This is a genomic window from Pseudomonas sp. TWR2-1-1 (assembly GCF_049897045.1).
GTDB classification, from domain to species: Bacteria; Pseudomonadota; Gammaproteobacteria; order Pseudomonadales; family Pseudomonadaceae; genus Aquipseudomonas; species Aquipseudomonas versuta.
Window position 1 is genome coordinate 1 of sequence record NZ_JAFCVM010000013.1, and the last position, 23,622, is coordinate 23,622.

24 protein-coding genes and 3 pseudogenes are annotated in these 23,622 nt (G+C 56.8%); 13 read left to right on the forward strand and 14 right to left on the reverse strand.

The annotated features are described in order from the left end of the window. Nucleotides 1–253: 253 nt before the first annotated feature. From ACP7BO_RS22750 to queD, 5 genes are all read right to left on the reverse strand, one after another. Complete coding sequence (locus ACP7BO_RS22750; RefSeq protein WP_005747123.1) at nucleotides 254–772, reverse strand: GNAT family N-acetyltransferase; 519 nt, start codon at nucleotides 770–772, stop codon at nucleotides 254–256. A 56-nt stretch (nucleotides 773–828) separates the two neighbouring features. Then, nucleotides 829–2,397, reverse strand: coding sequence for an IS66 family transposase (gene tnpC / locus ACP7BO_RS22755; protein ID WP_426212853.1), 1,569 nt, complete (start codon nucleotides 2,395–2,397; stop codon nucleotides 829–831). 61 nt (nucleotides 2,398–2,458) lie between these two features. Then, the gene (tnpB, locus tag ACP7BO_RS22760; protein ID WP_005747121.1) at nucleotides 2,459–2,794 is read right to left on the reverse strand and encodes an IS66 family insertion sequence element accessory protein TnpB; all 336 of its coding nucleotides are present in this window, start codon (nucleotides 2,792–2,794) and stop codon (nucleotides 2,459–2,461) included. After that, nucleotides 2,791–3,159 carry an IS66-like element accessory protein TnpA gene (gene tnpA, locus ACP7BO_RS22765; RefSeq protein ID WP_235684475.1) on the reverse strand — a complete coding sequence of 123 codons (369 nt, stop codon included), beginning with the start codon at nucleotides 3,157–3,159 and terminating at the stop codon, nucleotides 2,791–2,793. Before tnpA ends, tnpB begins: the two co-directional genes overlap by 4 nt. Before the next feature lie 168 nt (nucleotides 3,160–3,327). Then, a complete protein-coding gene (gene queD, locus ACP7BO_RS22770; RefSeq protein ID WP_048382918.1) occupies nucleotides 3,328–3,684 on the reverse strand; it encodes a 6-carboxytetrahydropterin synthase QueD in 357 nt (118 codons plus the stop codon). Nucleotides 3,685–3,892: 208 nt separating this feature from the next. Here queD and ACP7BO_RS22775 point away from each other — a divergent pair, with 208 nt between their 5' ends. The 3 genes from ACP7BO_RS22775 to ACP7BO_RS22785 are packed head-to-tail and all read left to right on the forward strand — an operon-like array spanning nucleotide 3,893 to nucleotide 6,191. Further along, nucleotides 3,893–4,207 (forward strand): PepSY domain-containing protein, encoded by a 315-nt coding sequence (locus ACP7BO_RS22775; RefSeq protein WP_060694084.1) that lies wholly within the window; start codon nucleotides 3,893–3,895, stop codon nucleotides 4,205–4,207. Then, the gene (locus ACP7BO_RS22780; RefSeq protein ID WP_397454397.1) at nucleotides 4,207–4,875 is read left to right on the forward strand and encodes a response regulator transcription factor; all 669 of its coding nucleotides are present in this window, start codon (nucleotides 4,207–4,209) and stop codon (nucleotides 4,873–4,875) included. Before ACP7BO_RS22775 ends, ACP7BO_RS22780 begins: the two co-directional genes overlap by 1 nt. Beyond that, nucleotides 4,872–6,191: a sensor histidine kinase gene (locus ACP7BO_RS22785; protein WP_426212854.1), complete on the forward strand. Its 1,320-nt coding sequence runs from the start codon at nucleotides 4,872–4,874 to the stop codon at nucleotides 6,189–6,191. The genes ACP7BO_RS22780 and ACP7BO_RS22785 overlap by 4 nt, the downstream gene beginning before the upstream one ends. Nucleotides 6,192–6,234: 43 nt before the next feature. Here ACP7BO_RS22785 and ACP7BO_RS22790 read toward each other — a convergent pair whose 3' ends face one another. After that, the gene (locus ACP7BO_RS22790) at nucleotides 6,235–6,990 is read right to left on the reverse strand and encodes a methyl-accepting chemotaxis protein (RefSeq protein ID WP_426212885.1); all 756 of its coding nucleotides are present in this window, start codon (nucleotides 6,988–6,990) and stop codon (nucleotides 6,235–6,237) included. Between the two features lie 102 nt (nucleotides 6,991–7,092). Further along, nucleotides 7,093–8,382, reverse strand: a pseudogene (locus ACP7BO_RS22795) (HAMP domain-containing protein); the annotation flags it as partial. 293 nt (nucleotides 8,383–8,675) lie between these two features. On the opposite strand from ACP7BO_RS22795, the gene ACP7BO_RS22800 reads away from it, so the two are divergent. Then, nucleotides 8,676–9,995, forward strand: a complete 1,320-nt coding sequence (locus ACP7BO_RS22800; RefSeq protein ID WP_060696954.1) for a Na+/H+ antiporter family protein — start codon at nucleotides 8,676–8,678, stop codon at nucleotides 9,993–9,995. Nucleotides 9,996–10,007: 12 nt separating this feature from the next. On the opposite strand, the gene ACP7BO_RS22805 is transcribed toward ACP7BO_RS22800, so the two are convergent. Both ACP7BO_RS22805 and ACP7BO_RS22810 read right to left on the reverse strand, forming a co-directional pair. Continuing rightward, nucleotides 10,008–10,868: a pirin family protein gene (locus tag ACP7BO_RS22805; protein ID WP_426212855.1), complete on the reverse strand. Its 861-nt coding sequence runs from the start codon at nucleotides 10,866–10,868 to the stop codon at nucleotides 10,008–10,010. Between the two features lie 62 nt (nucleotides 10,869–10,930). After that, nucleotides 10,931–11,347: an OsmC family protein gene (locus ACP7BO_RS22810; RefSeq protein ID WP_003441577.1), complete on the reverse strand. Its 417-nt coding sequence runs from the start codon at nucleotides 11,345–11,347 to the stop codon at nucleotides 10,931–10,933. 158 nt (nucleotides 11,348–11,505) lie between these two features. Here ACP7BO_RS22810 and ACP7BO_RS22815 point away from each other — a divergent pair, with 158 nt between their 5' ends. Continuing rightward, nucleotides 11,506–12,489, forward strand: coding sequence for an amidohydrolase family protein (locus ACP7BO_RS22815; RefSeq protein ID WP_397457288.1), 984 nt, complete (start codon nucleotides 11,506–11,508; stop codon nucleotides 12,487–12,489). Nucleotides 12,490–12,554: 65 nt separating this feature from the next. Here the strand turns inward: ACP7BO_RS22815 and fabB are convergent, their stop codons facing one another. The 4 genes and pseudogenes from fabB to ACP7BO_RS22835 form a co-directional block, all read right to left on the reverse strand. Beyond that, nucleotides 12,555–13,775, reverse strand: a complete 1,221-nt coding sequence (gene fabB, locus ACP7BO_RS22820) for a beta-ketoacyl-ACP synthase I (RefSeq protein WP_060694074.1) — start codon at nucleotides 13,773–13,775, stop codon at nucleotides 12,555–12,557. Between the two features lie 11 nt (nucleotides 13,776–13,786). Continuing rightward, nucleotides 13,787–14,302, reverse strand: a complete 516-nt coding sequence (fabA, locus tag ACP7BO_RS22825; RefSeq protein WP_060694072.1) for a 3-hydroxyacyl-[acyl-carrier-protein] dehydratase FabA — start codon at nucleotides 14,300–14,302, stop codon at nucleotides 13,787–13,789. A gap of 379 nt (nucleotides 14,303–14,681) precedes the next feature. Then, nucleotides 14,682–16,145: pseudogene (locus tag ACP7BO_RS22830) on the reverse strand (response regulator); the annotation flags it as partial. A gap of 71 nt (nucleotides 16,146–16,216) precedes the next feature. Beyond that, nucleotides 16,217–16,580, reverse strand: a pseudogene (locus ACP7BO_RS22835) (hybrid sensor histidine kinase/response regulator); the annotation flags it as partial. Between the two features lie 263 nt (nucleotides 16,581–16,843). Here ACP7BO_RS22835 and ACP7BO_RS22840 point away from each other — a divergent pair. The 8 genes from ACP7BO_RS22840 to ACP7BO_RS22875 all read left to right on the forward strand — a co-directional run bounded on the left by ACP7BO_RS22840 (nucleotide 16,844) and on the right by ACP7BO_RS22875 (nucleotide 23,102). Further along, nucleotides 16,844–17,869, forward strand: coding sequence for an NAD(P)H-dependent glycerol-3-phosphate dehydrogenase (locus ACP7BO_RS22840; protein WP_060694069.1), 1,026 nt, complete (start codon nucleotides 16,844–16,846; stop codon nucleotides 17,867–17,869). An 18-nt stretch (nucleotides 17,870–17,887) separates the two neighbouring features. Next, nucleotides 17,888–18,220 (forward strand): DUF4389 domain-containing protein, encoded by a 333-nt coding sequence (locus tag ACP7BO_RS22845; RefSeq protein ID WP_426212856.1) that lies wholly within the window; start codon nucleotides 17,888–17,890, stop codon nucleotides 18,218–18,220. Further along, a complete protein-coding gene (gene sixA, locus ACP7BO_RS22850; protein WP_397454391.1) occupies nucleotides 18,217–18,666 on the forward strand; it encodes a phosphohistidine phosphatase SixA in 450 nt (149 codons plus the stop codon). Before ACP7BO_RS22845 ends, sixA begins: the two co-directional genes overlap by 4 nt. 76 nt (nucleotides 18,667–18,742) lie before the next feature. Next, nucleotides 18,743–19,186 (forward strand): hotdog fold thioesterase, encoded by a 444-nt coding sequence (locus ACP7BO_RS22855; protein WP_426212857.1) that lies wholly within the window; start codon nucleotides 18,743–18,745, stop codon nucleotides 19,184–19,186. A 112-nt stretch (nucleotides 19,187–19,298) separates the two neighbouring features. Further along, nucleotides 19,299–20,102 (forward strand): alpha/beta fold hydrolase, encoded by an 804-nt coding sequence (locus ACP7BO_RS22860; protein WP_426212858.1) that lies wholly within the window; start codon nucleotides 19,299–19,301, stop codon nucleotides 20,100–20,102. A gap of 57 nt (nucleotides 20,103–20,159) precedes the next feature. Beyond that, the gene (locus ACP7BO_RS22865; RefSeq protein ID WP_426212859.1) at nucleotides 20,160–21,014 is read left to right on the forward strand and encodes an alpha/beta hydrolase; all 855 of its coding nucleotides are present in this window, start codon (nucleotides 20,160–20,162) and stop codon (nucleotides 21,012–21,014) included. 145 nt (nucleotides 21,015–21,159) lie between these two features. Beyond that, on the forward strand, nucleotides 21,160–21,978 hold the full coding sequence (locus tag ACP7BO_RS22870; RefSeq protein ID WP_397454388.1) for a DUF4892 domain-containing protein: 819 nt from the start codon (nucleotides 21,160–21,162) through the stop codon (nucleotides 21,976–21,978). A gap of 74 nt (nucleotides 21,979–22,052) precedes the next feature. Next, complete coding sequence (locus ACP7BO_RS22875; protein WP_060694055.1) at nucleotides 22,053–23,102, forward strand: AI-2E family transporter; 1,050 nt, start codon at nucleotides 22,053–22,055, stop codon at nucleotides 23,100–23,102. Here the strand turns inward: ACP7BO_RS22875 and ACP7BO_RS22880 are convergent. After that, nucleotides 23,099–23,569, reverse strand: coding sequence for an RNA methyltransferase (locus tag ACP7BO_RS22880; protein WP_060696952.1), 471 nt, complete (start codon nucleotides 23,567–23,569; stop codon nucleotides 23,099–23,101). The genes ACP7BO_RS22875 and ACP7BO_RS22880 overlap by 4 nt on opposite strands. Between the last annotated feature and the right edge of the window lie 53 nt (nucleotides 23,570–23,622).

Below are 23,622 nucleotides of genomic sequence, written 5' to 3' on the forward strand. Positions count from 1 at the left end.
GTTTCCCCATGTGAGAGTAGGTCATCGTCAAGATTAAATTCCAAACCCCCTGTCTGCTCACGCAGACAGGGGGTTTGTTTTTGTGGCGAGAAAAGTTGCAGACAGCGATACGCTGCAACAACTCTTGCGGTGCTGCAGTCGCCGTAAATCCTGAATGCGCAACTTACGCTGTGATGTATCCATCAGCTATTGCCAAAGATCGTGAGAAAGGTCACATGATCGTATCCGTCCGGGTATCCCACCTTGCGCGACCTCAGAGGATCAGGGGCAGCCGATACCTCACCTCTACCAGTGCTGCGCCTCCCCTTTCGAGATTGCGCTCACTCCCCGTTTCCTCAATACATCCTACGCTGCGATAAAATCGGATAGCTCGCTCATTTCCGGTCAAGACCCAAAGGGTTAAACGCTGATAACCCTGCTCTATCAAATGCTGCAACCCGGCCTGCCACAAAGCAAAGCCGACTCCAGTTTTCCATTGTTCGGCAAGAACGTAGAGCGCCATGACCTCAGCTAAATTTTCTGCGGCTATATCCTCATCTCGGCATACCCCGACCGATATCCAGCCGACCACCTCGTTGTTCAGCTCCGCGACGAATACGTTCGATTCGCCCGACTCAATCGAGCGAATCCAATAGGATTCCCGCTGTGGCAGCGAAGCGCCCAATGACAGCAAGTATTCCGCAGGCATCAAGTCGCGATACGCGTCTTGCCAACTGCTGATATGGACTTGCGCAATGGCTTTTGCGTCCGATGGTAATCCTTTCCGAATCATAGGTGCTCCTTTTCAGATTCTCGACGTTTTGCGTCAGGGTATCACCCCTTCCGTTACTACACCGTATGCCACTTATGCGGAAGTAGTTCCTCGATTCCACTCGCCTTCTGCGTCGGCAGGCGCGTGAGAACATCCTTCAGGTAGGCGTACGGATCATGTCCATTGAGCCGCGCCGATTGGATCAGGCTCATGATCGCCGCCGCCCGTTTTCCGCTTCGTAACGACCCTGCGAAGAGCCAATTCTTACGTCCAAGAGCCCATGGTCGGATCTGGTTCTCTGCCCAATTATTGTCAATGGGTACAGCACCGTCATCTAGGTAGCGCGACAGCGCTGCCCAGCGTTTCAGGCTGTAATCGAATGCTTTGCTGATGGCCGAACCTTCGGGCACGAGGTCACGCTGGGCGCTCATCCAGGCGTGCAGCATGGTCATCACCGGTACAGCTTTTTCTTGCCGTATTCGGCGCCTTAAATCTGGCTCCAGGTCGCGGACTTCACTTTCGATTTCGTACAGCAACTGGATATAGCGCAGAGCTTGCTCGGCGAGCGTGCTTTTATTCGTAGCGTGCAGTTCGAAGAACTTACGCCGTGCATGAGCCATGCAGCCGATCTCGGTCACGCCGAGTTCAAAGCTGGCCTTGTAGCCGCCAAAATCGTCGCAGACCAGCTTGCCCTTCCAGTCATTCAAGAAGTTGCGAGCATGTTCTCCGGCGCGGCTGGGGCTGAAGTCATAAACCACCGCCGCCAAGTCCGAGAACTGGCTGGTGGCGTAGGCCCAAACATAGGAGCGGTGGGTTTTCTTTGTTCCTGGTATGAGCATCTGCCCCGGTGTTTCATCTGCGTGGATGACTTGTTGCCCAAGCACTATTTCGCGCAGCGCATCGACCAGCGGCTGCAACTGAACGCCGGTCACGCCAACCCATTGAGCCAGGGTTGAACGTGGAATCGCCAGGCCCGCTCGACCGAAGATCGATTCCTGACGGTAAAGCGGCAGATGGTCAGCAAACTTGGCGATCATGACGTGTGCGAGCAGGCCCGAAGTCGGGATGCCCTTATCAATGACCTGCGCCGGAACCGGTGCCTGGATCAGCGTTTCGCAGTGATCGCAGACCCACTTGCCACGGACATGGCGTTCGACGGTGAAAACGCCGGGCATGTAGTCCAGCTTCTCGCTGACGTCCTCACCAATGCGCTTGAGGGCGCAGCCGCATGGACAGTTAGTATTGTCCGGTTCGTGATGGATCAGTGTGCGTGGAAACTCAGCCGGTAATGCAGTGCGCTTGGGTTTCTGCTTTTTCTCGGTCGCCGCTGGCACTATCTGCAAGGCTAGAAGCTCTGCTTCAATCGCTGCGATATCGGTATCGAACAGGTCATCGAGCAAACTGGCCTGCTCAGGATTCATCTGCTCGCTGCGCTTGGCAAACTTCAAACGCTTGAGCTGGGCGATCTCGTGGGTCAGCTTCTCGATCACTGTCTGGTCGCGGTTGATCTTCTTGCCCATCGTCTTAACCGTCTTGCCCAGCGTGTCGACCTGGTGGTCGAGCGTTTCGACACGCTGCATCAACTGCGCCGCCAAGGCGCGCAGTTGTTCAGGGGGAAGGTGATCGAGATTGGGTAGCGACGTCATGGGGCCGATTTTGCCAGAGCAGGCAATTCGCGACGATAGACCGATAGGCTAATGGCAGCCGTTAAAGCAGTGTGATCGAGCCTCCAGAACCTGCGCGTTGCCATGGCAGCCCCAGCACCAAGGCTTGAAGTTGCTCGGCATCCAGTTCCATCTCAGAACCATGACGAATGCCAGGCCAGTGGAACTTGCCTTGGTTCAACCGGCGCACCACCAGCCATATTCCGAAGCCGTCATGCACCAGCACTTTCATGCGATTGGCGCGGCGGTTGGCGAACAGATAAGCGCAGTGCGGTTGCGCCGCACCGAACACCGCGATCACCTTGGCTAGCGCCGTTTCGGTGCCTGCGCGCATGTCCATCGGTTCGGTGGCGAGCCAGATCGAGTCGATGCGAATCATCGCAAAAGGTCTCGAAGAAAAGTCGCACAGGCGGCAGCACTTTCATTTGGCCAGTTCACTTTGATGGTGCCGCGCGGGTGCTGTATTTCAACGCAGATATTCGATGATGCTGAATGGGAGTTTGCCCCGGCCAGCGGCATGGCTAACGGAATAAATGCAGGTGGGAGCGCCGGGCTTTTCTTCGCTTGCAGCCGAATCCATTTGTGGACGAGGTTTGCGTTGAGGCTATGGCCGAGCGCGACGCTGGCAATCGAAGCGCCGGGCTGTGCACACTCTTGAATGACCTGAGCCTTGAAGGACTTGGAATAGGAACGGCGTGTTGGCTGCATGAAATACCCGCTTAAAAGGCTAGAACTGGTGTCCACTTAAAATTCAAGTGCACACCATGTCTTGGCTTTGCGGGGCTGGGTAGATGACTTGGCCGGACGCATACACATGATCTTCGTGTAACGGCGTCAAGTCATTCAGGGCTATTTGCAGAATTCAAAACATAAAAAAACCACCCATACAGGTGGTTTTTTTATGCAAATAATTTAGTCGCCGTAATAAATACAGCCACTGGTGCAGGTTTCATGAATTCGAATCGCGGAGAGTTCAGGGAGCAAAGGTTTCAGCTGTTGCCAAATCCACTTGGCCAATACTTCACTGGTCGGATTTTCCAAACCAGGAATGTCATTCAAATAGTTATGATCAAGTTGCTCGTAAAGCGGCTTGAAAATCGCTTTTATTTCCGAAAAGTCGCGAATCCAGCCAGTCGCGGGGTCAATATCACCGCTCAGATGGATCGCGACCTTGAACGAGTGACCATGCAAACGGCCGCATTTATGCCCTTGCGGGACGTAAGGCAGGCGGTGCGCAGATTCGAAGGTAAACTCTTTGAAAATTTCCACAGTGTCTATAGCTCTTGAAGAGGTGGCTATCGCCTAGGCGATAAATGCAGGCCGGCAGTTTAACAGTTAACACTGCACGAGCGAGTATAGCGCTGTGCTACCTGTCGACTGAGGTCGCCAATTCAGTTTGAGTTAAGCCGGCAGCGCTATGGTTTGCGCTTTTAAAGTGGGAAAAAATCACACCCCAGGGAGGCCGTTGAGGCTAGTGATGATAGTAAATGTGCGAGTTGGTAGGGTTGTCGTGCTGATGCTGTGTACGTTTTGCTCTTTGGCCCTTGCGCGGGACTTGGGGCAAAACGAAGCATTACGCTTACGTGAGCAAGGCATAATCCTGCCCTTGGAACAACTTCTTCAAAGCGCTCTGCAGCGCCATCCAGGGGCTAAGTTGCTGGAGGTAGAGCTGGAAGAACATGATGATATTTATATTTATGAGGTTGAGTTGTTAACCCTGAGTGGCGTTGTACGTGAGATCAAGCTCAATGCCAGTAATGGCGAATTGCTCAAAGATAAGGTTGATGATTAATGCGCTTGTTGCTGGTTGAAGATCATGTTCCCTTGGCCGATGAGCTGATGGCAGGCTTAACTCGCCTGGGCTATGCAGTAGATTGGCTCGCTGACGGTCGTGATGCCCTGCATCAGGGGCAAAGCGAGCCGTATGACCTGATCATCCTTGACCTGGGGTTGCCCGGACTGCCCGGTATTGATGTACTCAAACAATGGCGGACTTCAGGCCTGACCACGCCGGTACTGATCTTGACTGCCCGCAGCTCCTGGTCGGAGCGCATTGATGGGTTGAAGGCGGGTGCCGATGACTATGTAACCAAGCCTTTTCATCCAGAGGAGTTGCAACTGCGAGTGCAGGCGCTATTACGACGCTCCCATGGCCAGTCGAATCAACCGCTATTGAAATCCGCGGGGCTGCATCTGGACGAGTCACGGCAATGTGTCATCAACGAGGGGGCAGAGGTGCAGCTCACCGCCGCAGAGTTCCGTCTTTTACGTTACTTCATGCTGCACCCTCAACAGATCCTTTCAAAAAGCCATCTGGCCGAGCATCTCTATGATGGCGAGACCGAGCGCGACTCCAATGTGCTGGAAGTTCATGTGAACCACCTGCGACGTAAGCTCGGGCGCACAGTGATCGAAACTCGCCGTGGGCAGGGCTATATCTTTGGCACGGGTATCCAGTGAAATCCATTCAGAGGCGTTTGAGTCTGGGTTTGATCAGCGTTTTGTTGATTGCCGGTCTGGTGGTTGGCCAGGTCAGTCTCTGGCTGTTTGAAAATGGCCTTCAGCGCTATCTGGAGTCGGGGTTACAAAACGACAGCGAGAATCTTTTACTTGCCTTGAGTCGGGGGCCTCAAGGTCTGCAGCTGGATGAGCGCAGATTATCGCCCGCTTACCATCGACCTTTTTCAGGGCACTACTTCGATATCCAGTTCGGTGATATTCACTGGCGCTCGCGCTCGCTATGGGATGCTCAACTGCCGCAACCCGGCCAGCCTGGGCTGGATGCTGACTTGCAGCCAGGTCCCGAGGGGCAGATGTTGTTGGTCTTGCGCAGTGACTACCAGCGTTTCGGTCAGGCTGTTTCGATCACCGTGGCTCAGGATTACACACCGATACGCGAAAGCTTTCAGCAGGTTCGACGGATCGGCTTGGGGGTTGGTGTGTTAGCTCTTACGGTCATCTTTCTGCTTCAGCGGCTCACTGTTCGTCGGGCGTTGCGTCCGCTCGAAACTGCCCGCAAGCAAATCGCACAGTTACAGTCCGGGCAGCGCTCGAAACTTGATGCTCTGGTTCCCCTTGAGCTCGAGCCTTTGGTTACCCAGATAAACCACCTGTTGGCTCACACCGAAGACAACCTCAAGCGTTCGCGTAATGCCTTGGGCAACCTGGGGCATGCGTTAAAAACCCCGTTGGCTGTTTTATTCAGTCTGGCCAAAGATCGCCGGCTCGATGCTTACCCCCAGATACAGGAAACCCTGCGTGACCAGTTGGAGTACATGCAGCAGCGAATGAGCCGGGAGCTTAACCGTGCCCGCCTGGCAGGCGACACCTTGCCGGGTGCTCAGTTTGATGTGGATGCCGAACTGCCAGGGTTGATGGCGACCCTTGGCATGATTCATGGCGAACACCTGGAGTTAAGACTCAATACCACTCCCGGATTGCACATGCCCTGGGACCGTGAGGACATGCTCGAATTGCTCGGCAATCTATTGGATAACGCCTGTAAATGGGCAGACGACCAAGTACAACTGAGCATCCACCAGACCACGAGCGGGTTTGAGATTGAAGTCCAGGATGATGGGCCGGGTATACCCGAGGCCGAGCGCGATCAGGTATTCAGTCGTGGTACCCGACTGGACGAGCAAACCAGTGGTCATGGTTTGGGCCTGGGTATAGTGCGGGATATCGTGGATGTCTGGGGCGGGGATATGCAGCTTGAGACAGGGGCGTTGGGCGGGTTGTCGGTGGTCATCAAACTGCCCGGTCGCAGGAGCTGAAATAACGGCGGCCCCGGGCCGCCGTCGGTCATATCACGGCAGCTCAGACGCGGAACTGATCCATCAATTTTTGTTGCTGATTGGCCAGCGAGTTCAGTGACTGGCTTACCCGTGCAGATTCATTGGCTTGCCCGGACAATGATTCCGTTACATCGCGGATGCTGGCCACGTTGCTGTTGATCTCTTCAGCCACCGCACTCTGTTCTTCCGCAGCACTGGCAATCTGCAGGTTCATGTCGGTGATAACCGTCACGGCATTACCTATTTGCTGCAAGGCCGTTACCGCCTGCCCGACCTGCTCGACACTGCCCTGGGCCTGGCGATGGCTGTTGCTCATGGAGTTAACGACCTCCTGGGTGCCGATTTGCAGTTGTTCAATGACCTGCCGGGTTTCTTCGACCGATTCCTGAGTCCGCCGCGCCAGATTGCGCACTTCGTCAGCTACCACGGCAAAACCGCGACCGGCTTCGCCTGCTCGCGCTGCCTCAATTGCAGCATTCAGGGCGAGTAAATTGGTCTGTTCGGCAATCGCACGAATGACCTCCAGAACAGAGCCGATTTTTTCGCTATTGGCTGCCAACCCTTCAACTTGTGTCATGGCTACGCTCATGTCGGCAGCCAGATGGTCGATGCTGGCAGTTGTGCGATCAATGATAGTCAGCCCCTGACGTGTCGCCTGGTCGGCATCGCGTGCGGCCTGAGCCGCCTGCGCTGCGCTGCGTGCTACATCTTGTGCCGTAGCGCTCATTTCATGGGAAGCTGTGGCCGCCTGATCGACCTGGCGGTACTGCTGTTCCATGCCGGCACTGGTCTGGGTGGCGATAGCCGCCGACTGATCGGCTGTATTGCGGGCATCCTGTACCGAATGTTTGACCTCGGCGATGATCGGCTGAAGCTTGTCCAGGAAGCGGTTGAACCAGCCCGCCAATTGCCCCAGTTCATCTTTTTTGTCATAGGCCAGGCGCCGGGTCAGATCGCCTTCACCGCTGGCGATGTCCTCAAGCATGCGCGCCACGCCGAGAATCGGTCGTGTCACACTGCGGGCCATCAACCAGACCAGCAGCAGGCCGATGATCGCTGCGAGTGACCCCAGGCCCAGTTCAATCAGGGCTCCTGCGTTATTACGCTCGTCCAGTTCTGCTTGCAGTGCCTGGGCCGGTCCGATCAATACCTTTTCAGGTACGTCGAGCAATACCCCCCATGGCTTGCTGCCGGGAATCGGCATGAAGGGTGTCAGAACCTTTAACCGCTGGTGACCATGAATGCTTTGTGGCTGGCCGCCGCTGGTCATTAATTGGCTCAGTTGAGTGCCATCGTCAACGTCGACCTGATCCAGGCGTTGGCCAAGTTTCCCTGCGTCGGCGCTGAAGCCGGCCAGTATGCCGGCAGAGCTGACAATGCTGACACTGGTCTGTCCGTCATAAAGCTTCTGGCTGGCTTGCAAGCTCATGCTTTGCAAACTGTTGAGGTTGATATCAACGGAGAGCGAGGCGATGACCTTGCCATTGACCATCAGTGGGAAAACGATGCTGGTCAGCAATACGTCTTGCCCATCGATCTTGTAAAAGTAAGGTTCAATAATGCACGGCTGGAGCGTCGTGCGAGGGCAGGTAAACCACGAGTTATTAGCCTGGCCCCTGGGTCCGGTACTGGTGTCGGCAATGTCGGTTTCGGGCAGAGCCATCGATGTCAGCTTGCCCGGAGTCGGTTGCGACCAGTAAAGGGCGAAGCGGCCCTTGTCATTACTGCCAAGCTCTTGTTGATGGTCGAACAGTTGGTCCTTGCCATCCAGCGCGTTGGCTTCAAACACCAGGGATAGCCCGAGCAGATCAGGATTGGCCTGCAGAGCCGCTTTAACCTGGCGAGTCAGATCTTCACGCAGGTCGAAGGCATCCAGAAAACGTTTTTCCGATTGCTCACGTAAAAACAGGACTTGTCGTGCGAACCCGTTGCCGTATTGATAGGCATCCATAAACTGACGACTGATGGCCAGCGCCTGGGCTTCACCCTGAGCCTCGATCCGGGCCTGGGCAGATTCATTAAGCATTTTCGTACTTGAGGCCTCTACCAGGTCGGCGGTGTGGTCCATGCGGTAGAGGGAAAGCCCCACCAGAAGAACTACGACTCCCAGCAGGCAAAGCCCGGCGAGGAGGGTGATTTTCCATTGGATGGAAAGCTGTCTGAGCGACATGGAGACATCCTGAGTAGAGGCTTTGTCTGTTAGCGGCCAGCAGGTAGTTTTCTTGATGGGTAAATCAGAATTTTCAGGGTTCGTTCTCAAACGCGTACAACGATTGAACCCTGGCGGACGATGGCATCCGCGGGCCTTTGCCACGTGCTTTGACAAGCCGTCGATGCTGCTGCAAAGTGTGCGCCCCCAAATAAGTACTCCCTTTCAGATCCGGCGACTGGAACAGCAGTCTTTTGCCCGAAATTTTCCGCTTTACGGTGTTTTATCGTGCAGCGCGCTATGAGGTTGTAATGATGAATGCAGTAATTGCCGCGGTCGGCATCATGCTGGTGCTCAGTCTGTCCCGTGTGCATGTGGTGATCGCCCTGATAACGGGGGCCGTCGTCGGCGGCCTGGTGGGCGGGCTGGGTATCGAAGCAACGCTCGATGCGTTTAACAGCGGGTTGGGTGGTGGCGCTCAGGTCGCCTTGTCCTACGCAATGCTGGGTGCCTTCGCGGTCGCCATCGCCAAGTCCGGGCTGGCCCATGCACTGGCCGACAAAGCCCTGCTCATGGTCAATAAACAGCAGGCTGTCGGGGGTAATCGGCTCAAGTGGTTACTGATTGGCTTGTTGCTGGTGGTCGCGATCTCCTCGCAGAACATCCTGCCGATTCATATCGCCTTCATCCCTCTGCTGGTTCCGCCCCTGTTGTACGTGCTGACCAAGCTGAAAATTGACCGGCGCTTGATTGCTTGTGTCATGACCTTTGGCTTGATCACGCCGTATATGTTTTTGCCGGTGGGTTTCGGAAATATCTTCCTCAATCAGATTCTGCTCGCCAACGTGAGCAAGAGCGGTGTGGATGTCAGTCAGGTCAATGTTACTCATGCGATGGCCATACCCGCACTGGGAATGCTGGTCGGTCTGTTGGTGGCGGTGTTTATCAGCTACCGCAAAAAGCGTGAGTATGATCTGGCCAGGATCGAGCAGATCGAGCAGGTTGCCATCAGCTACAACCCGCGGACATTGCTGGTAGCCGGAGTTGCGATCGCGGCCGCATTTATCATTCAGTTGTGGCTGGGCTCCATGATCATTGGTGCGCTGGCCGGCTTTCTGATTTTTTCGGCGTCGGGGATTGTGCGCTGGCGTGAGACCGATGACCTGTTCACCGAAGGCATGAAGATGATGGCCATGATTGGCTTCATCCTGATTGCCGCTTCGGGTTTTGCTGAAGTGATGAAAGCCACCGGCGAAGTGAAATCACTGGTTGAAGCCTCAGCCAGCTGGATCAATCACAGCAAGGGGGTCGGGGCGCTGCTGATGCTGCTGGTCGGGTTGCTGGTGACCATGGGCATTGGTTCATCGTTTTCGACAGTGCCGATTTTGGCGGCGATTTTCGTGCCGCTGTGTGTACAGCTTGGTTTCAGTCCGATGGCCATCGTATGTATCGTCGGCACCGCCGGGGCCCTGGGTGATGCGGGTTCGCCTGCGTCGGATTCCACCCTTGGTCCGACGTCGGGGTTGAACGTTGACGGCCAGCATCACCATATCTGGGACACCGTGGTCCCCACTTTCCTGCATTACAACCTGCCACTGCTGGCCTTTGGCTGGGTCGCTGCAATGGTTCTGTAAGGGGGCTGGTCCCTAAGGCAATTCGATACGACCGGTTTCTGCGGGAACGGTCGGCCAGTCTCCGGCAGCCCAGCGGGCCCTGGCCTGCTCGATAAGCGCCGGATCACTGGCAACAAAGTTCCAGTTCATGCGCCGGGGTCCATCCAGCGGCGCGCCACCGAACAACACGGCATGGCAGTCACTGTCGGCGCATAAAGTCAGTTCTTCTGCGGGCGGCAAAAGCACCAGGCAATGGCGTTCAATTGCCTGGCCTTGCAGTTGCGCCTCGCCTTCCAGCAAATACAGCGCGCGTTCCTGGTGTTCGGCCGGGATAAGCAGGGTGGTGGCTGTCTGCATATGTACTTCAGCATATAAGGTTGGCGACAGTACTGGCACCGGGGAGGCCAAGCAAAAGCCTGTACCGGCAATCAGGCGAATCCTTACCCCCAGATTGTCGCTGACCGGCAAGCTATCGGCGCGGTGGTGGCTGTAGTGCCCCGGGCCTTGCTCATCGGCTTTGGGAGACGCCAGCCACACTTGCAGACCATGCAGGGTTGATCCCTGCGCCAGAAGCGAGGAGGGCGTACGTTCGATGTGGGCAATGGCAGCGCCCGCGGTCATCCAGCTGACTTCACCGGGGCCTACCTGTTGGTCAGAGCCCAGACTGTCTTTGTGCTGCAGCTGCCCTTCGAACAGATAGGTCAGCGTAGACAGGCCAATATGCGGATGCTGTCTGATATTCATCCCGTGGCCGGGCGGATAGTGAGTGCGCAGCATATGGTCGAAAAATACAAAGGGACCGACACTGCGGCATTTCGCTGAGGGCAGGGGGCGAAGGATGGGCTGTCCTTCGACGTCCTCGGCGCGGGGCCGAATCACGGTAAGTGTGTGCATTGTCCGGTCCCTGCTTTGGAAAGCGTTGAGCATAACCCAACGCCATATTTTCTCCCCGTGCGTTACTGGCTGAATGCGCCTTCAGACAAATGGGTCTCGATGGTGACGTCTGCGGTGGTCATCAGCTTATGGATCGGGCACTTGTCGGCTACGCGGTGCAGTTCCTGGCGCTGGGCATCGGTGAGCACACCTTTGAGCGTCAGTTTGACGTGCAGTGCATATTTGCCGAGTTGCTCTTCACTGGCGTCGTGTTTGATCTCGACCGTGACGCCTGTCAGCGGGATGTCTTTCTTTTGCGCGTAGAGCTTTAAGGTCAGCGCCTTGCAGGCCCCCAGGGCGGCATCGAAATAATCATGGGGCGAGGGGGCAGAGCTTTCACCGCCCATGGCTTTGGGCAAATCGGTGAACACTTCGTGATCGTCGATTTTAATGCTGTGACGAAAACCCTCGTGGGACTCGGTATTAACGGTAACAGTCATGGCAAACCTCTGAGTGGCAGTGATAAAGGTCCTGATATTTATAGAGCATGCCGGGCGTCAGGCGTTCCCTTTGATCGCATGCTGAACCCTTGAGCTGGCGGGCAGGTCTATTGGAGCCCCTAGAGAGGAGAATCAGGTTGCGAATCAATCGTTACGTTCTGGCCTGGGCCCTGGCGACTTCCAGCCTGTGGGTACAGGCCCGCGACTATGCCTACAGTGATGCGCACTTGCATTACGTCGACTTCTTCCAGGAAACAGCGGGAATGGACACGTTGCTTCAGGCAATGGCCAGTAACCGGATTGAGCACGTGATGATCTCCGGGATTCCCGTGGCCAAAAAATGGCATGAAGACGAGCCCAAACGTCCGCGCTACTACGCCGGTGATGATGCGGATGCCTATTGGTACAGCGCGACCGATGTGTGGGTGGCCGCGGCGGTCAACGCCCTGACTCCTGAGCAGCGGGAGCACTTTCATCCGTTTCTGTCAGGGTTTAATCCCAATGACAAGAATTCGGCGGCGCATATTCAGCGCATGCTCGATCTGAATCCTGGGTTGTGGCAGGGCATTGGCGAGGTGTTTACCCGCCACGATGATCTGACAGCGCTGATCTCCGGGGATACGCCGCGCGCCAACAATGAAGCGCTGCACAACGTTTACACCTTGGCGGGTGAGCATGACCTGCCGGTCTTGCTGCATTCCAATATCACTTCAAAGCGCGAGAAGAATCCGTTGTATCTGTCTGAGCTTGAAGAGCCGTTGGGCAAGCATCCCAAAACCCGCTTTATTTGGGCCCATGCCGGTACCAGCGCCGAAATTCATCGGCATCAGACGCAAATGCCATTTCTTTTGCCAACACTTGAGAGGCTACTGGCCACTTATCCGAACCTCTACATAGACCTGTCCTGGAGCATGCTCACGCCGTACTTGCTGGATGGGCAGGGCACGGCAAGGCCTGAATGGGTTGCGCTTGTAGAGCGCTTCCCGGACCGCTTCATGCTGGGGTCGGATGTGGTAGGGCGTTTCGACAAATTGGGTGAGGAAATGCGTAGCTTCGATCCGTTTCTGGATGCATTGCCGCAAAGTGTTGCGCACAAGGTTGCCAGGGACAATTTCTTGTCGGTGTTGCCGAAAAAGCGCTAAGCGTTATTCCGGACAAAAAAATGCCCCGAACCAGTCGGGGCATTTTTATCTCGCGAGCGGAAGGCTTATTTGCCTGTCCAGCGCTTCAGAACCAGAGTGGCGTTTGTGCCACCGAAACCGAAGCTGTTGCTCATCACATTGTTCAGCGTGACGTTCTCGCGGGTCTGGGTCAGGATCGGCATGTCGGCAACTACCGGGTCCAGTTCTTCGATGTTGGCAGAACCGGCAATGAAGTTGCCTTCCATCATCAGCAAGCAGTAGATCGCTTCGTGAACGCCTGCGGCGCCCAGAGAGTGACCCGACAGGCTTTTGGTGGAGCTGATGGCTGGCGCCTTGTCACCGAACACCGCGCGAACACCTTCCATTTCCTTGGCGTCGCCTACCGGAGTAGAGGTGCCATGGGTATTGAGGTAATCGATCGGGCCGTCAACGGTAGACATTGCCATCTGCATGCAGCGGATGGCGCCTTCGCCGCTTGGAGCAACCATGTCGTAGCCGTCGGAAGTCGCGCCGTAGCCGACGATTTCGGCGTAGATCTTGGCGCCGCGGGCCAGGGCGTGTTCCAGCTCTTCAACCACGACCATGCCGCCGCCACCTGCAATAACAAAACCGTCACGATTTTTGTCATAGGCACGGGACGCTTTCTCGGGCGTGTCGTTGTATTGAGTGGACAGGGCGCCCATGGCGTCGAACAGGAACGACTGGCTCCAATGTTCTTCTTCACCGCCGCCGGCGAATACGATGTCCTGCTTGCCCAGCTGGATTTGCTCTACTGCGGTACCGATGCAGTGGGCGCTGGTCGCGCAGGCAGAAGAGATCGAGTAGTTCACGCCCTTGATCTTGAACGGGGTGGCCAGACAGGCGGAAACGGTGCTGCCCATGGTCCGCGTAACACGGTACGGGCCAACACGCTTGACGCCTTTTTCGCGCAGGATGTCCAGCGCTTCCATCTGGTTCAAGGTCGACGCGCCGCCGGAGCCGGCAATCAGGCCGGTACGCGGGTTGGAGACTTGCTCCTCGGTCAGGCCTGAATCGGTAATGGCATCTTTCATGGCCAGGTAGGCGTAAGCCGCTGCGTGGCCGACGAAGCGATAGATCTTGCGATCGATCAGCTCTTCAAGAGGCAGGTCGATGGAGCCGGAAACCTGGCTACGCAGACCCATTTCGGCATATTCCGGGTTGAATCGGATGCCAGGGCGACTTGCACGCAGGTTAGCGGAGACGGTCTCTTTGTCATTGCCCAAGCACGAAACAATGCCCAGACCAGTGATAACGACGCGGCGCATGCGGATAACCCTTAGAAGTTTTCAGTGGAAGTAAAAACGCCGACCCGAAGGCCTTCGGCGGTGTAAATCTCGCGACCGTCAACGCTGACGGAACCATCGGCAATGGCCAGGTTCAGCTTGCCGCGCAGGACACGTTTGATCTGAATGTTGTAAGTAATCTTCTTGGCGGTCGGCAAGACCTGGCCGAAGAATTTAACTTCGCCCGAACCCAGGGCGCGGCCGCGGCCGGGCAAACCTTGCCAGCCCAGGAAAAAGCCGACCAGCTGCCACATGGCATCAAGGCCCAGGCAGCCCGGCATCACCGGGTCGCCTTCAAAGTGACAGGCAAAGAACCACAGGTCCGGATTGATATCCAGCTCGGCGACCAATTCACCTTTGCCGTACTTGCCACCCTCTTCAGTGATATGCGTGATGCGATCCACCATCAGCATATTAGGGGCGGGCAGTTGCGCGTTACCTGGGCCGAATAGCTCGCCGCGGCTACAGCGCAGCAAATCTTCCCGAGTAAAGGCGTTTTGTTTGGTCATGCGAGCTCCTCAATAATCCCATGCGGCAGGGTGGGGCAAATCTTCCCGACCAACCGAAACGTTCGAGTTCCAGTTCGCCAGCCTACACATAGACTATTGCGTTGTAGTGAAAGTCACAGCACAAAGGGCAAGAATGTACACTTGTGCACTGAAAATTTAAATCAGGCCGGTTCAGGGGCCCATTCGGGTGCCTAAGACTGCCGCACTTTTGCGTTTAACGCCAGTCGCAGGTGGTTCTACAAGGCCTGTTTACGTTTCGCAGGACCACTATGTTGTCCTGCTAACTGCAGGACAAGGCGTGAGCCGAGCGCTTTGGTCGCTCCAGACGAGCCGTCAGGCAATGTGGCCCCACTAAATCTGCACCGGCTCTGGTTGCAGGTTACTGCACCCAGCGCTGCAGAATTTGTTCCAGGTCAGCCCGTTTGAACGGTTTGGCGAGGTAATCGTTCATTCCGGCTTGCAGGCAGTTTTCCCGATCACCCTGCAGGGCGTTGGCTGTCAGGGCAATGATGGGCACTGTGGCGCACCCTGGCAGCTTGCGGATTTGCCGGGTAGCTTCATAGCCATCAATGATTGGCAGTCGACAGTCCATCAAAATAGCCGCGTAGTTCTCAGTATTGGCGTGGTGAATTGCCTGTGCACCGTCACTGACTGCGCTGACCTCATACCCCAGGTTCCTCAAAACCGCCTCAATCACCGTCTGATTGACCCGGTTATCTTCTACCAGCAGGACTTTACGGCCCTTGGCAGGCATTGGCTCAGTCGCCGACTCGGGTCTCTGTTTGTTTGCCGTGAGCTGGTGCAGCTCCAGAGGGATCTGCAGTGTAAACACCGAGCCCCGGGTTTCCTCGCTTTTGGCATGCAGCGTGCCGCCCATGCGCTCGGCCAGCGTCCGGGCAATGGGCAGGCCCAGCCCGGTGCCGCCATAACGACGTGAAATAGAGCTGTCGGCTTGCTGGAAGGCATTGAACATCGAGTCCAGTTTATCGGTGCTGATCCCGATACCGCTGTCGCTTACCGTGCAGGTGAACCAGATCAGTTCATGGTCCAGGGGCTGCCAAAGCGGCTCGATGCTGATTTGTCCCTGCTCGGTAAACTTCAGGGCATTGCCGATCAAATTGACCAGAATCTGCCGTATGCGGGTCGGATCTCCGAGCACGTGCAGGTCCTGCAGGCCCGCCGGAATTGTCAGCTGCAAGCTCAACCCGCGTTGCCCGGCACTGTGCTGGAAAGCTTGAGCGCAGTTACTCACCAGGTCGGCCAGATTGAAGGGGATGTGTTCGAGTTCAAGTATCGAGCGTTCAATTCTCGAGAAGTCGAGGATGTCGTTGATCACCTTCAGCAAGTGTTCGGTAGATTCTGAAGCCAGAGCTGCATACTCGGTCTGCTCCTCAGTCATCTCAGTGGTTTCCAGCAACTGCAGCATCCCCAGTACGCCATTCATCGGGGTGCGTAGCTCATGGCTCATCATCGCCAGGAAATCAGTTTTTGCGCGATTGGCCTGTTCCGCCTCTTCACGGGTCTGAATCAATTGCGCGATGGTTGTTTCCTGTTCGCGACTGGCCTTTTCAAGGCCGTCGGCCAAGTTGTTGATATGGCGGGCCAGGCTGCCCAGTTCGCTATCGTCGACCACTGGCAAAGGCATTTTGTAATCGCCTTGCTGAATGGCTTTGACTGCATTGCTCATATCGATGATGGGTTTGGACAAGTTGGTCGCCAGACGGCGGGCCAGCAGGTACGTAAAGCCCAGTGCAAAGAGCGCCAGAATCAATGCCTTGAGCAGGATTTCTTGCTGGCGCTTGTTGAAGGCCTCATTGGACATACCGACCACTACCCGGCCGGTATCGCTTTGTGCCGGCAGTGTTGCCTGGCGGTTACTCGTCGCCAGGTAATTACCGGAGCTGTTTCCCGGCATGCGAACCGGTGCCTGGAATACCTCGGCATGTGATTCCCGGTCCGTGCCGGTAAGCGGTTGCCCGGCATGAAACAACATCTTGTTAGCAGAATCCTGCACTTGTACAAATTGCACATGTGGCGTGTTGAGTGAGGTTTTTATCAGGGTGTCCAGCACTTCGGTGTTGCCGGATAAAATTCCGTATTCGGAAGCGGGTGCCAATTGGTTGGCAATCAATTGGCCGGTGTGATTCAGCTCCTGGCGCAAGTCCTGGATGCGAATAAATGTAAAAAAGCTGATTAACAGCAACGTCAGCAGCAATGCCGGCCCCAGACTCATCATCTGCGTGCGGGTCCGTATGTTCCAGCGGCTGCGAACGCTCATGGGGGCGGTGCTCCATCAGTCATGCCCTTGATACTTGAGGTATAGCCCATCTGTGCTGCCACTCCTGACTCAGGTCGCCATTCTTGTGCGCAGCTAATGGCGCCTTTGAGTATGCGTATCAGGCGGCATGGTAACTGAGCTGTTCCGCTTTTCCAGTCGCAGCCAGCTATTTCCATGCAATCAATCGTTCAAGGTCTCGCCTTGAAGCATGTGCTCCGTATAATGCCGGCATTGCCACTGCTATATAGATGACGGGATTGCATATGACTGAACAGCACGCTATTGCGGTCTTGGGAGGCGGAAGTTTTGGCACTGCCGTGGCCAACTTGCTGGCAGAAAACGGTCATCGTGTGCGCCAGTGGATGCGCGACCCCGAACAGGCCGAGGCGATACGCCTCAATCGAGAGAACCCGCGCTACCTTAAAGGCATCAAGATTCACCCCCTGGTGGAGCCGGTCACTGATTTGCAGGCAACGCTCGACGGCTGTGAACTGTGTTTTGTGGCATTGCCTTCCAGCGCCCTGCGCAATGTGCTCGCAGAGCATGCCGAACGACTGAGCGGTAAAATGCTGGTCAGCCTGACCAAAGGCATTGAAGCCCACAGCTTCAAGTTGATGAGTGAGATTCTTGAGGAAATCGCTCCCCAGGCCCGGATAGGCGTGTTGTCCGGCCCCAATCTGGCCCGTGAGGTCGCCGAGCATGCATTGACCGCGACGGTGGTCGCCAGTGCCGACGAAGAACTTTGCACTCGCGTACAGGCTGCTTTGCACGGGCGCACATTTCGGGTCTACGCCAGTGCCGACCGGTTTGGTGTGGAGTTGGGCGGGGCGTTGAAAAACGTATACGCCATCATTGCCGGCATGGCTGTGGCGCTGGGTATGGGCGAAAACACCAAGAGCATGCTGATTACACGTGCGCTGGCAGAAATGACCCGTTTTGCAGTTAGCCAGGGCGCCAATCCCATGACCTTTCTCGGATTGGCTGGCGTAGGCGATTTGATCGTCACCTGCTCATCGCCCAAAAGCCGTAACTATCAGGTCGGTTATGCCCTTGGGCAAGGCTTGAGCCTGGAAGAGGCCGTCACCCGTCTGGGCGAAGTAGCCGAAGGCGTGAATACGCTCAAGGTGCTCAAGGTCAAGGCGCAAGAGTTGAATGTTTACATGCCGTTGGTTGCAGGCTTGCATGCCATTCTGTTTGAAGGCCGCACCCTCAATCAGGTGATTGAGTTGCTGATGCGCGCAGAGCCCAAAACCGATGTCGACTTTATCTCCACCAGCGGTTTCAACTGAGCAAGACAGGAGCAGCACATGAGCGATAGAAAAACTTCACCCCAGTACGAATCCATTGTTTTGCGCGTGCTCTGGATGCTGGTTTTCTTTCTGGTCTGGCAAGTCGCGCAATTTGTACTTGGCGCATTGGTGTTGGTGCAACTGATCTACCGTCTGATCTACGGTGCACCCAATAGCGGGCTGATGAATTTTGGCGATAGCCTTAGCCTTTATCTCGCTCAAATCGGACGCTTTGGCACCTTTCACACGGAGCAAAAGCCCTGGCCGTTCGCCGATTGGCCAGCGCCTCGCCCGCCAGAAGGCGAAGCAGCTTATGTGGCACCGACTAACGGCGCAGAGACCAAACCATGAAAGTCTGGATCTTGCGCCATGGCGAAGCCCAGCCCCACGCAAGACGTGATGCCGAGCGCGAGCTGACTGCCCACGGTCGTGAACAGGTGCTGCACAGCGCTGCCCGGTTGATCGGCCAGCCCCTGGACAGCATTTTGGTAAGCCCGTACGTCCGGGCTCAGCAAACCGCTGAGTCAGTGCGCAAGGTTCTAGGTTTTACCCCCGAACTCGTCACCGTGCCGTGGCTGACACCCGAAAGCGACCCCAGGCATGCCCTGAGCCAACTTCCCGATGGCGGCAATGTGCTGCTGGTCACCCATCAACCTTTTGTGGGTGATCTGATCAGCTTGCTGCTGCATGGCCACATGCGCCAGCCGCAGCCAATGCAGACGGCCAGCCTGGCGGAGCTCGAAGGCGAGTGGCCGCTGGCGGGCAGCATGACGTTGTGCAATGTGTGGCATCCCTGAGTACAAAACAAAAATCTGCATGGGGCTGGGCTACTGCAAACCGGCCACCAATGCTCTCTGACCCAAGGAATGAACCATGATCTCGTGGACCACCACGCCGGACCTGGAAAAGCTCAACGCCCTGCGCAAAAACACCATTTGCGACGTGCTGGATATTACGTTCGACGCTTTCGACGACGAGTCGATCACGGCGAGCATGGTGGTGGATCATCGTACCCATCAACCCTTCGGCTTGTTGCATGGCGGCGCCTCGGTGGTGCTGGCCGAGACTCTGGGCTCAATGGCCAGTTTCCTGTGTGTCGACACTACAAAGTTTTATTGCGTCGGTCTTGAGGTCAACGCCAACCACTTGCGCGCCGTACGCAGCGGCCGGGTCACTGCCGTGGCTCGCCCGGTTCATATGGGCCGTACCACCCATGTGTGGGATATCCGCCTGACGGACGACAGCGGCAAGTCCAGCTGTATTTCCCGCCTGACCATCGCCGTTGTCCCCTTGGGTGAGTCGCCGCCTGCACGCTGATCAGGTGCCCGGACAATGGCCGTAGTGGCGTCACTCATGGCGCATACGGTCATTGATATGAGTATTTTTCCTGCTGACAATAAGACGCACTCTTCACTTATGGACGCCTTGTATGTCTCGGCAGATCTTTTTCGCCCATGCCAACGGCTTCCCTTCGGCTACCTATGGCAAGTTGTTTGATGCGCTCACCCCGGACTTCAATGTGGCGTGCCTGGCGCAGCACGGCCATGACCCGCGTTTTCCGGTGGATAACAACTGGCACAACCTGGTAGATGAGCTGATCTTCCACCTGCAGCAGCAATCCGGACCGGTGCTGGGCGTTGGCCATTCATTGGGCGGGATGTTGCACCTACAGGCGGCAATCCGTTGTCCGCACTTGTACAAAGGCGTGGTCATGCTTGATTCGCCGATGCTGACGCTCACCGACCGGTGGGTGATTCGCGCTGCCAAGCGTTTTGGCCTGATTGACCGCCTGACTCCGGCAGGCCGTACATTGGGGAGGCGTGAAGAGTTCGACGATCGCGAGGCTGCCCGTGCTTACTTTTCCGGCAAGTCGCTGTTTCGCAGTTTTGACCCTGACTGTTTCGAAGCGTATCTGCAGCACGGCTTGCAGGCTGTCGACGATCGCCTGCGCCTGAGCTTCGACCCGGCGACCGAGATCAATATCTATCGCGGCGTGCCTGACACCAGTCCCGGGCGGGCCTTTCAATTGCAAGTACCGCTGACTGTCGTGCGGGGGCGCGACAGTCGTGTAGTCATGAGCCACCATGCCAGGGCCGTGGCGCGTATGCCCAACGGTGAGTCGCTGAGCGTGCCGGGCGGGCATATGTTTCCGCTGGAGCAGCCGCAAGACACCGCCCTCTTGCTCAGACAGATTTTTGCCCGCTGGGAGTCCGGGGCTGTTGCCGTTTCATAGAGCCCCGCGACGCAGCCGTAACAACCCTTACCCTCCTGCCTTTGAAGAGCATGCCCCATGAGTCCTGTGGTTGAAGAAGTTCGTCTGAGCCTGCCGCATATTGAACTGGCAGCGCACATGTCTGGCCCGGAACACGGGCTGCCCGTGATTGCCCTGCATGGCTGGCTGGACAATGCCAACAGCTTTGCCCGGCTGGCGCCAAAACTGAAGGGCTTGCGCATTGCCGCGCTGGACTTTGCCGGGCATGGCCATTCAGATCATCGTCCGCGCGGGGCAGGGTATGCGCTGGCGGATTACGCCTTTGATGTGCTGCGGGTGGCCGAGCAGCTGGGCTGGGAGCGTTTCGCTCTGTTGGGGCACTCGCTGGGGGCGATCGTTTCGGTGATGATCGCCGGTTCATGTCCCGGGCGTGTTACGCACCTGGCGCTGATTGACGGGATCATGCCGCGCAGCGGCCCGGTAGAGGATACGGCTGAGCACATGGGGCAAGCCCTGCAAGCGCAGCTTGATCTGGAGCACAAGCGCAAGTCGGTGCATCCGACACTTGAACGGGCCATCAATGCGCGGATGAAGGGCCTGGTGGCGGTGAGTCGAGAGGCTGCAGAGTTACTCGCCCAGCGCGGTCTGATGCCCGTACCCGGTGGTTATAGCTGGCGTAGCGACAGTCGCCTGACGTTACCGTCGCCATTGCGTCTGACCGACGAGCAAGCCATGTCCTTCGTCCAGCGGGTGAATTGTCCGGCGACCCTGGTGGTGGCAGAGCAGGGCATGCTTGCCAGTCATTCCGAGTTGCTGGATCAACTACCCTTCAACCTGGAACGGTTACCGGGTGGCCATCATTTGCACCTGAATGACGAGGCGGGGGCAACCCTTGTTGCAGACTGTTTCAATCGGTTCTTCGCCGTTCCTTGACTTGCGGCGGCCAACTGCCGAGGCTTGGCGGGATGAAACGGGAGACAACCATGATGGATATCTACACCGCTGCGACCCCGAAAGGCCATCCGGTCTCTATCGCGAGGATGCTGAGCCACGCCTTGCGTCTGTGCGAACCACGCCGATGAAGCTGGCCAATCGTTTTTTCCTGGCTGTGGGCCTTGGCTGCCTGAGCCCGCTCCTGTGGGCTGGAGATGTGCCCGGCAGTCACGATCTGCAAGATGTGCCAAGGCTGGCAGACGCGCAAATTGTTGATTACACCGTGCAACCTGACATCGAGCGCATCTACCCGCTGGGTTCTATCCGAAAAATCAGTGGCCGTCTTCGCTTCGAAGGTCAGGTCAATGCCCGTGGGCAGACAACCGCCATCACCTATGAACTGCCGGCTGAACATACTGCCAATGAAGCATTCACGGCCGCCCGTGAAGCCTTGCAGGCCAAGGGCGCCGAGTTACTGTTCTGGTGTCAGGCCCGTGACTGTGGGGAAAGCAGCCTGTGGGCCAATGAGGTTTTTGGCAATTCCAAGCTGGTAGGCTCCGATGAGCAACAATCCTATCTGTTGCTGCGCCGTGCGGCTCCCGAGCAGAACCAGCTCGTCGCGCTTTACAGCATTAATCGCGGGTCGCGCAAAGCCTACCTGCATGTCGAGCAACTTGAGTCGATCGCCGATCTGGGCGAGTTGCTGCCCACTTCGGCCACCTTGCAGCGTCAGCTCAAAAGCACGGGCACGCTGGACTTCCCCAAACTCACCGCAGAACCCGATGCACCGTGGCTCACGTTGATCTCCCGGGCGCTGAATCTCGACACCACCTCCAGAGTCAGCCTGACCGGCAATCAGGCGCAAGCCTGGCGCGATGCCCTGATCAAGAACGGGGTGCGGGCGGCCCGGATTGAGCTTGGCGACAGCCAGACTCAAGGCCTGCATATCGAGTTGCTGCGTTAAATATGTGCAAGCGGCGACTACACTCCTGGTAGTCGTCGTCCCTCATCCAACCCTGAATCTTCTGCGGAACACACATGCTCAATAACGATCGCCTGCTAGTGCAGATTCTGCTTCTGGTGTTGTTCGGTGCCAGTCTGTGGGTGATGGCCCCTTTTTGGTCGGCCCTGTTCTGGGGGGCAGTGCTGGCGTTTGCCAGCTGGCCCCTGATGCGCCTGCTGACACGGGCACTCAAGGGCCGTGAATCGCTGGCCGCGGGGATCCTGACCCTGGGCTGGATGTTGCTGGTAGCGGTACCGCTGGTGTGGTTGGGGTTCAACCTGGCAGACCACGTGCGTGACGCGACGGCCCTGATCAAGGATGTTCAGCTCGAAGGCTTGCCCGAGGCCCCGGCCTGGTTAGCCGGTATTCCGCTGGTCGGTGAGCGTTTGGTGGGTATCTGGAACACCATTGATGAGCAGGGCGCCGCCATGCTGCTGGCGGTAAAACCGTATCTGGGGCAGGTGGGGAACTGGCTTCTGGCCCGAAGCGCGCAAATTGGCGGCGGCATTCTGGAGCTGACGCTGAGTATTGTATTTGTGTTCTTTTTCTACCGTGACGGCCCGCGGCTGGCGAGCTTTGTGCACCGTCTGCTGGAGCGATTGATTGGCGATCGCGCCGATTACTATCAGGAGTTGGTGGCGGGGACTGTTCAGCGGGTAGTGAACGGCGTGATAGGCACCGCGGCTGCTCAGGCGCTGCTGGCCTTGATAGGGTTTTTGATTGCCGGGGTGCCGGGTGCACTGGTATTGGGCCTGGCAACCTTCCTGCTCAGTCTTATCCCGATGGGACCGCCGCTAATCTGGATTCCAGCCACCGCCTGGCTGGCCTGGAAGGGTGACTACGGGATGGCGATCTTCCTGGGTATCTGGGGCACGCTGGTCATCAGCGGTGTCGATAACGTGCTCAAGCCTTACCTGATCAGCCGGGGTGGCAACCTGCCACTGGTGATTGTTTTGCTTGGTGTGTTTGGCGGGTTGATCGCATTTGGTTTTATCGGCCTGTTTATCGGCCCGACATTGCTCGCTATTGCCTACAGCCTGCTGGTTGACTGGAGTGCCAGCCAGCAAAGCAAGAGCAAGGCTTAACCGAACTTTGGCCCGGAGCGTGTGTTATTGCCCTTGGCCAAACGATCGTAAAGCACCACATTGACCGTGGCTGCGAGGTTCATGCAGCCATTGGTCGGGATGTAAATCACATCTTCGCACCACTCCAGCACGTCTTTACCGAGCGAGCCGTCTTCCGGGCCAAAGATATAGATCGCCCGATCCGGGTGTGTGTACTCAGGCAAAGAGCGGGCGCCCTCGACCATCTCGACAGCGACGGGAATGCAGCCCAGCGGGATGATTTTTTTCAGGTCGTCGATACCGATCAGAGGAATGTCCTGATGGACTTTCTTGGTATCGGTGATGAAGTCACGCGCGCGTTCATAGCGCTTTCCGGTATAGAACACCGACGCCACGCTATAGCAACCAGCCGCACGCATCACCGAGCCGACGTTTTCCGGTGATTTGGGGTTATACAAACCAATGCAGCTGTACCGTTTGTTTGCCACGTGCCGTTGCCCTTCAGAAAAAAGACGCGAGTATACCGGCATTGCCTGTCGAT